The sequence below is a fragment of the Rhodococcus phenolicus genome, assembly GCF_001646785.1.
GTDB classification, from domain to species: Bacteria; Actinomycetota; Actinomycetes; order Mycobacteriales; family Mycobacteriaceae; genus Rhodococcus; species Rhodococcus phenolicus.
Genome location: NZ_LRRH01000080.1, coordinates 14,186 through 26,737, shown reverse-complemented (window position 1 = coordinate 26,737; position 12,552 = coordinate 14,186). Strand labels below are relative to the sequence as shown.

Genomic DNA, 12,552 nt, shown 5'->3' with positions numbered 1-12,552 from the left:
CGCAGGTGTCAGAGCATCTCGAGGATGGAGGTGCTGAACAGTTGTTCGGCGGTCACCTCCAGCCCGTTGGCCCTGAGGGTTTCGATGTTCTGTTCGATGAGCGCGGGCGGGAGTGTGAGCAGCCCCGACGTGTCGGTGTCGGGGGTGATCATGATCCGCGGCAGCGTCTGCGATTCCAGCAGCTGCTGCGCCCGATCGAAGCCCTGGTCCTTACCGAAGACGTCGACGGTGAGGTCGGTGCCGAGCCGGGGATCGGCGATGTTCGCCTCCCAGCCGCGGCGTTCCGCACGTAGGAAGGCGGCGAGCTGGTCTGCGTTCTCCTCCACGGTCTTCCGCTTCGCGAAGTACACCCCGGAGAACACCGCGTATCCGTGGTCGGCGAACAGGAACGTATGCGTCGGGATCCCCTTCGCTTCGAGCTGGGTCGGTTCGTTGATGACGAACACGACCTGGCCGTCCACCTCGCGGTTGGTGACCGGCGACGGATCGAACTGCACCGGAACGACATCCACGGAGGCGGGATCGATGTTGTTGATCTTCAACAGGAGGTTGAACGCGGTTTCGTTGATCGCCGCGACACCGATCTTCCTGCCCACCATCTCCTGCGGCGAGCGGATCGGGTTGTCGGCGAGCGACAGGATGCTGAACGGGCTCTTCTGGAAGCGCGTACCGAACACGGTCAGATCGGCACCCTGGGTGATCGCCTTGGACACGACATCGGCGTTGCTGCCGCCGACGAGCGCCTTCCCTGACATCACCACGGTGTCGGGGCTGGTGTTCGGTCCGCCGTTGAGGAAGTTCACCGTCAGTCCGCCGTCGCGGTAGAAGCCGCGATCCGACGCGATCCAGCTGCCCGAGTGCTCGGTGGTGGGCAGCCAGCTCAGCTGATAGTTGACGGCGGTGGTGCCGTCTGCGGCGGTGGTACCGCCCGCACCGGACGAGCATCCGGACAGCAGTGCCGATCCGCCGAGGGCCATCGCGCCGATTCCGAGGCCACCGCGGAGCAGGGAGCGGCGGGACAGTGGCGATCCTGCAGGGTTCATCGAATTCTCCTAGTGGAAGCGGTTGCGGCTCAACGCGTTCTCGGCGGCGGCGGCGAGTGCGTAGGCGAGGAGGGAGACGGCGGTCACCAGGACGACCGCGGACCACAACCGGTCGTAGTTCGCGGTGGTGGAGGCGCGCAGCATCAGGAATCCGATGCCGTCTCCGGTGGCGAGCCACTCTGCGAGCAGTGCTCCCATGACGGCCGAGGGAGCAGCGATGCGGGCCGCCGCGAATACGCTCGGCAGCGCGTACGGGATGCGGACCCGGGCCATCACACCGAGGGTCGACGCACCGTACGCGGTGAGCAGGTCGACCGCGCCCTGCGGTACCGACCGCAGACCGGTGACCATCGTGACCAGTGACGGGAAGAACGTGACGATGCCCGCGATCACGATCACCGTGACGACGCCGCGGCCGAACACCAGTGCGATGAGCGGGGTCATGGCCACGAGCGGCACGGCGCGCAGGGCGATCGCCACCGGCATCACCGCCGCGTCCACCGCCGGCCACGTCAGCACCGCGGCGGCGACGAGCAGCGCCGCGACCGTGCCCGCCAGATAGCCGTACGCCGCGTGCAGCACCGTCGTTCCGAGGGCGGAGAGCAGTTGCGTCCGCTCGTCTCCGGGCGTGGTCAGGTAGGTCCACACGTCGGCCGGGCCCTTCGCGAAGTACGGGTCCAGTCCGCCGATCGCCAGCTGCCACAGCACCACCGATCCGGCGGTCGCACCCACGGCGGTGACGACCGCCGTCGCGGCGCGCTCGGCCGTGGACTGCGGCTTCGTTTCGGGTGCAGCACCGTTCATGCCCGCCGACCAGTGGCACACCCGCCGGTCGACGACTGCGGTGATCGCGTAGGCGGCGCCGGCCAGCAACGTCGCGTACAGCGCCAGTGCCCACGTGCGTTCGACGTCGAGTGATTGCTGCGCGTACACCATGGCGACGCCGAGACCCGATTCCGCGCCGAGGTATTCGCCGATGATCGCACCGAGCACCGCCGCGGGGGCCGCGATCCGCAGACCGCCGAACGTCGCCGGCAGCGCGGCCGGCAGACGGACCCGGAGGAACTGCTGCCACTTGGAACCGCCGGCCGTGCTCACGACATCCAGTGCCGACCGGTCGGCGGATTTCGCGCCGAGCATCAGCGCGACCAGGGTCGTGAAGAACACGCCCTGTGCCGCGATCACGATCTGCGGACGGTCCCCGTCGAGAACCGCGGTGAGGATCGGTGCGATCGCGATCACCGGAAGGCAGTACAGGGCCAGGGCCACCTGAGTCGCGATCTTCTCGACCGGGCGCACGGTGAGGAACACCAGGGCCAGGACGAACGCGAGGGCGTTGCCGAACAACCAGCCCAGACCGGCTTCCCGTGCGGTCTGCACGAGGTTCGGCCACACCATCGACCGGTCGGTGACGGCCTGCGCGACGATCGATGTCGGCGTGGGCAGCGCGTAGTACGACGAGAACACCGTCGCGGCCAGCACCTGCCAGAGCACGAGCAACACTGCGATGCCGGCGACGCGGGGCAGCCATCCCGCGAGCCGGTCCCGCATCGGCGCGCCGAGCGCGGACGTCACGGTCGCGCCGGTGGCTGCGACCATCGGCACCGCGGTCACGCGGGACGCTCCGGCGTCCGGAAGCCGCGGTGCAGTGGACATTTCTCGGTGAGCGACATGTCTGATGATCCTCCGTTCCTCATTCGAACCTCCCGAGTCGTCAGTTCACGAATGCTCGCTGCATGCGCGTCGCGATTCGGCGGTGATCGGCCAGCGCATCGGTCAGGCCGGGCAGGCGAAGCTCCCCGGAATCCACCAGGACCCGGCCGTTCACGACCGTCGTCCAGGCCCGCGCGGGACCACAACGCAGCAGCGCCTCGACAGGATCGGTGAGCGCGCCGGCCAGGGAAACCGGATCGAGGTGCCAGGCCACGAGGTCGGCGACCGAACCCGGTGTGAGCCTTCCCAGTTCGTCGTCCCAACCGAGACAGCGAGCGGACCCGACGGTGGCGATCTCGAGCGCGTCACGCGCGGTCGTCGCGGTCGGCCCACCGGAGAAACGACCGAGCAGCAGCGCCGTGCGCGCCTCGAGCCACAACGAGGCGTGATCGGTGGATGCCGATCCGTCGCACCCGAGCCCGACGGCAGTTCCGTTGCGGCGCAGTTCGGCCACCCGCGCGGTGCCGCCGCCGATGAGCATGTTCGAGCTCGGGCAGTGGGCGACACCGACGCCGGCGGCACCCAGCCGGCGGGCCTCGTCGTCGGACGGGTGGATGAAATGCGCGACCCACGAGCGGTCGACGGCCCACCCGAGTTCCTCGAAGTGTTCGACGGGTGTCCGGCCGTACCTGGCGAGACAGTAGGCATGCTCGTCGAGGTCCTCGGCGAGATGGGTGTGCATCCGCGTACCGGTGCGCTCGGACAGTTCCGCGGTCCGCCGCATCAGGGTCTCGTCCACCGAGAACGGCGAGCACGGTGCGAGAGCGATCCGCGTCATCGCTCCCGGCGATGGATCGTGGTAGGTGTCGATCAACCGCTGACTGTCGACCAGGATCGTGTCGCAGTCCTGGGTCACGCTGTCCGGTGGAAGTCCACCGTCCTTGACGGACAAGGACATCGAACCCCGCGTCGGGTAGAAGCGGAAACCGATGTCACGTGCGGCGCGGATCTGCGCGTCGATCAGGTTCGGCTTCGGATGCACGTAGAGGTGATCGGTGGAGGTCGTGCACCCTCCGAGCAGGAGCTCGGCGAGGCCGACGTAGGTCGAGACGTACACCGCTTCCTCGTCGAGGCCGGCCCAGATCGGATACAGCCCGGACAGCCAGTCGAACAACGACCCGTTGACCACCGGGCCGTAGGAACGGGTCAGATTCTGATAGATGTGGTGATGCGTATTGACCAGGCCCGGAGTCACGGTACGACCGCCGACGGAAATACTCTGCTGTGCAGAAGGTTCCGTACCGGAGTCCCCGACCGCGGCGACGCGGCCCGACGACACCGCAAGCCAGGCACCGGACCGCTCGGAACCGGGTCCGAGAACCAGATGACCGATGTCACGGATCACGAGATCGTGCACGAGGAACCTCCACTGACAGACGTGTGTGTCTGTGACGGCCCTCGCACCCATCACCGGAAGTTCGAGTCCTCCTCCGGAGGGGAGCTCCGGATCGTTGACCGGCTGCGCCGGACGGACTGTGCAGGCACCTCGGGGATGCCCTTACGACACAAGAAGTTACGGATCGGGATGAACGTTCTCTTTGCGCATCCGTTAACGGTGCGTAACACGACTTCATGGCTTGACAGAGCGGGTCGCGAGCGGCACGGTGAGGGTTCGCACCGGACCCGCACTCGCGCAGCCGTCCCCGGCCGCACCCGTTCCGGTCGTTCCCGAATCGTCCATGGATCGGAGTTGCGACATCGTGACTGTTACCTCTTCACCGGCTGTCCCGGCACCGGACACCGCGGCGGGCCCGCCGGACGCCACCGGACTGCGCCCTCTCGGCACAGGACTCGACATCACCGGCCTGTCCCGCCGCTTCACGTCGGGCCGGAACACCGTCACGGCGCTCGACAGCGTGGACCTGCGTACCTCCGAAGGACAGTTCCTCTCGGTCCTGGGACCGTCCGGATGCGGTAAGTCGACCGTCCTGCGGATCCTCGCCGGCCTCGATCACCCGGATGCCGGCACGGTACTCGTGAACGGCATGAGTCCGCAGGAACTACGGGAGGCCCACGAACTCGGTGTGGCGTTCCAGGATTCGGCGTTGCTACCGTGGCGGACCGTCGAGGCGAACATCGCCCTTCCCCGTCAGGTTGCGGGTCTTCCCGCAGATGCCGGACTGGTCCGGGAACTCGTCGAACTCGTGGGGTTGACAGGGTTCGAGAAGTCCAAGCCCGCCCAACTGTCCGGAGGTATGCGACAGCGGGTGTCCATCGCACGGGCTCTGGTGTTGCGTCCGTCGGTGCTGCTGCTCGACGAGCCGTTCGGGGCGCTGGACGACATGACCCGCCAGCGCCTGAACCTCGAACTGCAGCGCATCTGGACCGAGAAGCCCGCCACCACCCTCATGGTGACCCACGGCATCGCCGAGGCCGTGCTGCTGTCCGACGCGGTCGCGGTGATGAGCGCGCGACCGGGCCGGGTGCTCGACGTCGTCCCGATCGACCTGCCTCGTCCCCGCACGGCGGAGACGATGCGGAGCCCGGAGTTCCACGCCTATGTCGACCGGCTGTCCGGGCTGCTGTTCCACAACGGGGATTCGGTCGGCGTCTGAACGCGCCCGCCGTCGCACGGAGGCGCGTGACGCCCTCGCCGTTCCCGGATCCAGAGCAGCACAGCGCATGCGGGAAAGACGGCGCCGAGTACGCACACCGCCCGCCATCCTGCACCGAAGTAGACGAGGGTGGACAGCACACTGCCGAGCGATCCGGCGAGAAAGTAGCAGGTCATGTAGGCGGTGTTGAGGCGACTTCTCGCATCGGGCCGCAGCGGATAGATCAGACTCTGGTTGCTGATGTGTGTTCCTTGAATCCCCAGGTCCAGTAACGCAACACCGACCGCCAATGCGACGACGTGGTGCTCCCCCACAGCGAGCAGGGCGAAACTCCCGGCGGTGACCGCCGTGAAGAATCCGGTCTGGTGACGCGCGTATCCCCGGTCCGCCAGAGAACCGGCGGCACGAGCGGCAAGTGCGCCGGCCACGCCGAAGAGGGTGAAGCACCCGATGCGAGCATCGGACCATCCGTAGGCGGGTCCGGCGAGCAGAAATCCGACAGTCGTCCAGAACACTCCGAATGACGCGTATGTCAGTGCGCCGTAGGCGATTCGTTGCCGCAGCACCGGTTCGTCGGACACCAGTTCGACGACGGAGGCGAGCACCGCTCGGTACCCGGCGTTCGTGGCCGGAACGGACACCGGCAGGGCGCGGACCAACAGCAGGGTGAGCAGCATGAGCACCGCTGCACACATGAACACGGCTCGCCAGCCGGCGACCTCGGCGATCAGTCCTGCCACCACCCGGGAGAGCAGGATGCCCAGCAGCAGACCGGTCATCACATTGCCGATGACGCGTCCGCGTTCGTCGTCGTGGGCGAGGCTCGCGGCGAAGGGCACCAGGATCTGGCCGACGACCGATCCGGTGCTGACCAGAACTGCGGACGCCGCGAGGATCTGCCAGCCGGGTGACCATGCCATGACCACGAGTCCCACAGCGGTGACGAGCAGCAACCAGCGCAGAAGATTCCTGCGTTCGACCATGTCGCCCACAGGAACCAGGAATGCCAGTCCGAGGGCGTACCCGACCTGGCCGGCCGTGACGACGAGCCCGGCCTCGGAGGTGGAGGCGTCGAAGGTCCCGGCGATCGCACCGACGAGGGGCTGCGCGTAGTAGCTGTTGGCCACGACCAACCCGGATGCGAGCGCCATCACGGCGACGAGGCGGCGATCCATTCGAGGCCGCGGCGTATCGGTACGGGACATGACTCCGATCGTGGAACGAAATCCACTAATCTGTCCAACAGGATAAATTCATAACATCGAGAAACAGGATCGATCAATGGAGCTTCGTCAGCTTCGCCATTTCGTGGCGGTCGCCGAGCAAGGCCACTTCACCCGGGCCGCCGAATCGGTACATCTGTCCCAATCTGCGCTGAGTTCGTCGATCCGCGCCCTGGAGGACGAGCTCGGCGTCACGCTGTTCGAGCGAACCACGCGCTCGGTGGTGCCCACCGATGCCGGCACCGTGCTCTATCCCCATGCGCAGAGGATGCTGGGCGAGGCGCGGGACGCCGTGGTCGCCCTCGAGCGATTGCGAACCGGTGAGGCAGGCACGCTGACTCTGGGGACCGTGCAGACCTTCACCGCGGTGGACATACCCGCACTGCTGGCGCGGCTGCACAGGACACGTCCGGGAATCGACGTGACGCTGCGAGAGGGCACCACGGCCGAACTTCTCGATGCCGTGGCCGCAGCCGAACTCGACCTGGCGTTCGTCGCGCTCGACGCGCGCCCGCTTCCCCGGGGGCTGACCGCGCTGCAGACCTACCGCGAGGAGCTGACGGTCGTCGTGGCGCCGGGCCACCTCCTCACCGCCGTGGACCGGATCGAGCTGGAAGCACTGACTGCGTATCCGTTCGTCGACTTCCAGGCCGGCACCGGCCTGCAGACCACGATCGAATCACTCTTCACCGCTGCCGGGGCACACCGCCACATCACCTTCCGGGTCGGCAGCATCGACCGGGTGCTCGAACTGGTGCGCCACGGCCTCGGTATCGCCGTCGTACCCGACCCCATCGCCCTGCGCAGCGGTCTGCACCGGATCCACATTCATCCCGGAAGCCCTCTCCGGACCGTCGCACTCGTGGGCCGGGCCCCCGCGTCCCCGAGCATGGCCGCGGAGCTCTTTCTCGAGCTGCTCGGCACCCCGTAGCCGGAGCCGGGAACGCCGAGGACGGGTTCACTCCTGCAGCAGACGCCAGATTCGGTCCCGCGAGAGCGGCAGCTCGTGCGGCCGCTCACCGATCGCACGACGCACCGCGTTCGCCAGCGCCGCGGCGACGGGGTTGAACGGCGCCTCGCTCATCGACTTCGCGCCCATCGGGCCGATCGAGTCGAACGTGTCGACGAAGTGCACCTCGGTGCGCGGCACGTCCCCGAACTGCGGAATGTGGTAGTTGCGAAGTACATTCGTGATCACCCGGCCGTGGTCGTCGGTGATCAGTTCCTCGTAGAGGGCCGTGCCGATCCCCTGTGCGGTGCCGCCTTCCACCTGCCCGCGGCACTGTTCCGGGTTGACGACAGTACCGGCGTCGGCTGCCTGCACCGACTGCAGGATACGGATTTCCCCGGTGCGCACATCCACCGCGACCCGGAATCCCTGGACGTTGAACGACAGCGACCTCGGCAGTCCGCCGTGGTTACCCTCCGCGCGCAGCGGCTCACCGGCCGCCGCGAGCAGTTCCGCCGGTGTCACCAGGACGTCCCCGGCGCGGGCGCCGTCCGGTTCGAGCACGACCGCGTCGGCGTCGGTGCCGGTCAGTTCGGCGGCGAGTTTGCGGATGCGGCCGTGCAGTTCGCGGGACGCGGCCAGCAGCGCCTTGGCGGCGACCACGGTCCCGGCGGATCCGTAGGCGCCGGTGTCGTAGGTGGTGACGTCCGTGTCGGACTGCTCGACCCGGATCCGATCGGGACCGGTGCCCAGTTCGGTGGCGGCGATCTGGGTGTGCACCGTGGTGGTGCCGTTGCCGAACTCGGCGGTGCCGACACGCGCGAGATATGTTCCGTCGGAGTTCAATTCGATCGAGGTTTCGGCACAGTGGCCACCGGGTGGGTTGGACGCGATCATCGAAAGCGCCATACCCTCGCCGACGCGCCACTGCGCACCGGCCGGCGCCGCGACGCCGTTACCCCGGGAGAGGGCGTCCTGCACGACGTCGAGACACCTGTCGAGACCGTAGCTGCCGAACACGAGATCGGCGCCCTCCGGATGCGCTCCGACCAGATCGTCGCCCGGCACGACGATGTTGCGCCGCCGCAGTTCGTAGGGGTCGATGCCGAGTTCCAGCGCGAGCTCGTCCATCGCGGATTCGACGGCGAAGACCACCTGCCCGAGGCCGTATCCGCGGAACGCCCCCGACGGGCGGTTGTTCGTGTACACCGACTGGGCGTCGACACGCTTGTTCGGGCACCGGTACACCTCGACGGATTCGCCGCAGCCGTGGAACATGACACTCGCCGAATGGTTTCCGTATGCGCCGCCGTCGTTGAGCACGTCGATGGTCAGGGCGGTGAGGATTCCGTCGGCGTCGGCGGCGACGGTGACGTCGATGCGCATCGGGTGCCGGCACGGCGCGATCGTCAGCTGGTCGCTGCGCGTGAACTCCCACTGCACGGGCCGGCCGGTCCGCAGCACGGCGGCGGCGACGACGTCCTCGACGAGCATCTCCTGCTTCCCGCCGAAACCGCCGCCGACCCGCGCGGTGAACACGCGCACCCGGTCCCGCTCGAGACCGAAGATGTGGCACAGCTCGTCCCGGACGAGGAACGGCACCTGGGTGGAGCTGCGGATCACCAGACGCCCGTCGTCGTCGATCCAGCCGATGGCCCCGTGGGTTTCGAGGTGGGTGTGCTGCACCCGCTGGGTCTGCCACCGTCCGCGCACGACCGCGGCAGCCGCAGCGATCCCGGCATCCACGTCCCCGATCCCGCCGTGTAATTCACCGATGATGTTGTGGGTCGGGTCGCCGATCCGCGAGTCCGGTCCCTTGTCCGCGTGCAGCAGCGGCGCTCCGGGGGCACGGGCCTCGTCCGGGTCCAGCACGAACGGCAGCACCTCGTACTCGATGTCGAGCAGGCGGCAGCCTTCCTGCGCGATCGCCGGTGTTTCGGCGACGACGACGGCGACACGCTGCCCGTGGAAGCGCAGCACCCGATCGAAGAGTCTGGTGTCGTCGGGATCCTCGGTCCGGTTCTCGTGCCGTGCAGTCGAGTACGCGACGTCGGGGGCGTCCCGATGGCAGAGCACCGCGTGCACACCGGGCAGTGCCTCGGCCGCAGCCGTGTCGATCGCGGTGATGCGGGCGTGCGCGTGCGGACTGCCGAGCACCGCGACGTGCAACGCGCCCTCGACCACGGTGTCGAACGTGTATTCCTCTGTGCCGGTGACTACCCGGGGGCCGGCAGGCGCCGGCTGCGACCGGCCGCACGACGGTGCGGACCCGGCAGGATCGACGTTGGTCACCCCGTGCAGGGCGTCGTCGATGGACCGGTAGCCGGTGCACCGGCACAGGTTGCCCTTGAGCCGGTTCGGCAGGTGGTCGAGATCGTCGTCGGTGAACGTCGAGGCGGTGACGATCATTCCGGCGGTGCAGAATCCGCACTGGAAACCTGCGGCCTCGACGAACCTGCGCTGGATCGGATGCAGGTTTCCGGGTGTGCCGAGCCCGGACACGGTGGTGACGACGTGGCCGCCGGCACGCTGGGCGGGGTAGACGCAGGAGTGCACCGCCTCGCCGTCGACGAGGACAGAACAGGCACCGCAGTCACCGGCGTCGCAGCCCTTCTTCACCTCGAAGTGGGTGTTCTCGCGCAGCAGGGTGCGCAGGCACTGCCCGGGCCGGACGGGAGCGTCGATCTCACGGCCGTTCACGGTGAATTTCACGACAGCTCCTCACAGATCTCACCGGCGAGCACGGCGGTGACCGCACGTCGCCAGTCCGCCGCGCCGTGTGCATCGGTGAGGTACGCCGGAACCGGAATCCGTTCGCGCAGTGTGTTCCCCAATTCTCCCGGGCCGGGAATACGGTCGAATCTCAGCGCGTACGGACGGTCGGTGGCGGCGGTGACGGTCAGCACGAACGTCCCGTCCCGGTCCCGGCGGCCGATCACGACCGCACCCGACCGCCCGAGCGGAGACAACGCGATCTTCCGGAACGCGGTGCGCGCCTCCAACGATCGGACAGGTATGTGGATGCTGCGTAGGACTTCGCCGGCGCCGAGAGCGTTGGCGGCACTCCCGGTCACGAAGTCCGCCAGCGGCATTCGACGATCGGTTCCGTCCGGAGACCAGATCAGCACGGTTCCGTCGAGGGCCGCGACCAGGGAGATCATGGCACCGGCCGGAAACGACAGACACAGGTTGCCACCGACCGTCGCACGTTTCCAGATCTTCCACGACGCCAGCAGCGCGGACGCGCACTGCCGGAACAGCGGTGCCGCAGTCCACATTCCGGAATCGGACAGCGCCGCGATCTGCTCCACGGTGCAGGTCGCGGCGATCTCGATCCCGTCGTCGTCGGCGGTGAGCGCCGGCCACCCGAGACCCGTCAGATCCAGCAGTCGTGTCAGGTGCGGCTGCGGTTCGGAGAACAACCACGTTCCCCCTCCGACGAATGCCGTGCCCGGCTCGGTCACGAGATCGACGCGATCACGGGCGACCGTGTAGTCGGTGACGGTGTGCAGATCCATGACCTCACCCCGCTTTCGCGACGAGGGCGCGGTGCGCGGCGGCGACCTCACCCGCGACGGTGTCCTCGTCCACCGTGAGGACCTCGTCACGGCGCACCACCTCGCGGCCGTTGATCAACAGCAGTTCGAGGGGCGGCTGCGAACCCAGCACGATCGCCGCGACCGGGTCGGTGATCCCGGAGTGCGCGAGCGTGTCGATGCGCCACAGCGCGAGATCGGCGAGTTTGCCCACCTCGACGGATCCGAGCTCGTTCTCCCTGCCCAGCACTCGGGCTCCGCCGATCGTGGCGAGCTCGAGGCTCTGCCGCACCGTCATCGCACGGGGCCCGCTGCGGGCGCGGGCGAACAGTGCCGCATGGTGAGCCTCCTCGAGCATGCAGCACGATTCGTTGCTGGCGGCGCCGTCCACGCCGAGACCGAGCGGCACTCCCGCCGCGTACAGGTCGGCGGCACGCGCGATACCCGCGCCGAGCCTGCCGTTCGAGGTCGGACAATGCGCGGCTCCGGTGCCGGATGCGGCCAGGACACCGATGTCGCGGTCGTCGAGGTGCACGGCGTGCGCGTACCAGACGTCCGGGCCGGTCCAGCCGAGCGACTCCATGTACTGCACGGGGTTGCAACCGAACCGTTCGAGGCAGAATTCCTGTTCGTCGAGCGTCTCGGCGAGGTGCGTGTGCAGGCGCACCCCGAGATCGCGGGCCAGCACCGCGGATCGGCGCAGCAGCTCGGTGGTCACGGAGAACGGTGAGCACGGCGCCAGCGCGATCCGCAGCATCGAATCGAACGACGGATCGTGCCACTGCTCGACCGCCTGCCGGCTGCCGTCGAGGATCGCGTCGAGGTCCTCGACGATGTGGTCCGGCGGCAGGCCCCCGGCGCTGGTGCCCAGATCCATCGAACCGCGGCACGGATGGAACCGGATTCCGACCTCGGCGGCCGCGGCGATCTCCGCGCCGAACACGTCGCCGCCGTCGCGGGGCACGACGTAATGGTGGTCGGTGCTCGTCGTGCACCCGGTTTTCGCGAGGTGCGCGAGCGCGCCCTTCGCCGCGACGTGCACGGCGTCGGCGTCGATCCCGGCCCACACGGGATAGAGCGTGGTGAGCCATTCGAACAGCGTGTGGTCGACCGCGAGCCCACGGGTGATCCACTGGTACAGGTGGTGATGGGTGTTGATCAATCCGGGCGTGACCACGCATCCGCTGCCGTCGACGACCGTGGCGCGATCGTATCCGGCCGGTTCACCGGCACCGACCTCGGTGATGCGACTACCGTCCACGACGACGTATCCGCGGCGGTGCTCGGTACGGGCGGCGTCCATCGTCACCACGTAGGCGTTGCGGATCACGATCGGGGCCGTCGGCTGTTGCGGATTCATCGGCGCTGCTCCTCACCCTTGCGAACAGTTCCAGTCAACCTCCGAATCGGCCGCAATATCGCGTGCAGCATCGACGAAACCGAATCGAAACAGCGGCTTCCTATTGTGCGATCGTCCAATCCCGCGGATCCGGTGGCGGTTGCTGTCGGTCCTCGCCCGGAAGGAGTGACGAT

The 12,552-nt window shown here is 68.2% G+C and carries 9 protein-coding genes; 2 read left to right on the top strand and 7 right to left on the bottom strand.

Annotated features, from left to right (window positions below):
- Window positions 1–8: 8 nt before the first annotated feature.
- The 3 genes from A8G15_RS20765 to A8G15_RS20755 are packed head-to-tail and all read right to left on the bottom strand — an operon-like array spanning window position 9 to window position 4,113.
- A complete protein-coding gene (locus tag A8G15_RS20765; protein WP_068163935.1) occupies window positions 9–1,043 on the bottom strand; it encodes an ABC transporter substrate-binding protein in 1,035 nt (344 codons plus the stop codon).
- Window positions 1,044–1,052: 9 nt separating this feature from the next.
- The gene (locus tag A8G15_RS20760; RefSeq protein WP_068163930.1) at window positions 1,053–2,699 is read right to left on the bottom strand and encodes an ABC transporter permease; all 1,647 of its coding nucleotides are present in this window, start codon (window positions 2,697–2,699) and stop codon (window positions 1,053–1,055) included.
- Window positions 2,700–2,757: 58 nt separating this feature from the next.
- Window positions 2,758–4,113: an 8-oxoguanine deaminase gene (locus tag A8G15_RS20755; RefSeq protein ID WP_245687926.1), complete on the bottom strand. Its 1,356-nt coding sequence runs from the start codon at window positions 4,111–4,113 to the stop codon at window positions 2,758–2,760.
- A gap of 412 nt (window positions 4,114–4,525) precedes the next feature.
- Between A8G15_RS20755 and A8G15_RS20750 the strand changes: the two genes are divergently transcribed.
- The gene (locus A8G15_RS20750) at window positions 4,526–5,311 is read left to right on the top strand and encodes an ABC transporter ATP-binding protein (protein WP_068163986.1); all 786 of its coding nucleotides are present in this window, start codon (window positions 4,526–4,528) and stop codon (window positions 5,309–5,311) included.
- On the opposite strand, the gene A8G15_RS20745 is transcribed toward A8G15_RS20750, so the two are convergent.
- A complete protein-coding gene (locus A8G15_RS20745) occupies window positions 5,254–6,516 on the bottom strand; it encodes an MFS transporter (protein ID WP_082900040.1) in 1,263 nt (420 codons plus the stop codon). The two genes, A8G15_RS20750 and A8G15_RS20745, sit on opposite strands and share 58 nt — an antisense overlap.
- Window positions 6,517–6,592: 76 nt before the next feature.
- Here A8G15_RS20745 and A8G15_RS20740 point away from each other — a divergent pair, with 76 nt between their 5' ends.
- Window positions 6,593–7,465: a LysR family transcriptional regulator gene (locus A8G15_RS20740; RefSeq protein ID WP_068163923.1), complete on the top strand. Its 873-nt coding sequence runs from the start codon at window positions 6,593–6,595 to the stop codon at window positions 7,463–7,465.
- 27 nt (window positions 7,466–7,492) lie between these two features.
- Here A8G15_RS20740 and A8G15_RS20735 read toward each other — a convergent pair whose 3' ends face one another.
- The 3 genes from A8G15_RS20735 to A8G15_RS20725 are packed head-to-tail and all read right to left on the bottom strand — an operon-like array spanning window position 7,493 to window position 12,379.
- Window positions 7,493–10,195: a molybdopterin-dependent oxidoreductase gene (locus A8G15_RS20735; RefSeq protein WP_068163920.1), complete on the bottom strand. Its 2,703-nt coding sequence runs from the start codon at window positions 10,193–10,195 to the stop codon at window positions 7,493–7,495.
- A complete protein-coding gene (locus A8G15_RS20730; RefSeq protein WP_068163916.1) occupies window positions 10,192–11,001 on the bottom strand; it encodes an FAD binding domain-containing protein in 810 nt (269 codons plus the stop codon). The genes A8G15_RS20735 and A8G15_RS20730 overlap by 4 nt, the downstream gene beginning before the upstream one ends.
- 4 nt (window positions 11,002–11,005) lie before the next feature.
- On the bottom strand, window positions 11,006–12,379 hold the full coding sequence (locus A8G15_RS20725) for an 8-oxoguanine deaminase (protein WP_068163914.1): 1,374 nt from the start codon (window positions 12,377–12,379) through the stop codon (window positions 11,006–11,008).
- Window positions 12,380–12,552: the final 173 nt, after the last annotated feature.

What these genes read in the sequence shown, in the direction of transcription:
- A8G15_RS20765 (WP_068163935.1), bottom strand. Translation starts at nt 1,043, where the DNA reads ATGAACCCTGCAGGATCGCCACTGTCCCGCCGCTCCCTGCTCCGCGGT.
- A8G15_RS20760 (WP_068163930.1), bottom strand. Translation starts at nt 2,699, where the DNA reads ATGTCCACTGCACCGCGGCTTCCGGACGCCGGAGCGTCCCGCGTGACC.
- A8G15_RS20745 (WP_082900040.1), bottom strand. Translation starts at nt 6,516, where the DNA reads ATGTCCCGTACCGATACGCCGCGGCCTCGAATGGATCGCCGCCTCGTC.
- A8G15_RS20740 (WP_068163923.1), top strand. Translation starts at nt 6,593, where the DNA reads ATGGAGCTTCGTCAGCTTCGCCATTTCGTGGCGGTCGCCGAGCAAGGC.
- A8G15_RS20730 (WP_068163916.1), bottom strand. Translation starts at nt 11,001, where the DNA reads ATGGATCTGCACACCGTCACCGACTACACGGTCGCCCGTGATCGCGTC.
- A8G15_RS20725 (WP_068163914.1), bottom strand. Translation starts at nt 12,379, where the DNA reads ATGAATCCGCAACAGCCGACGGCCCCGATCGTGATCCGCAACGCCTAC.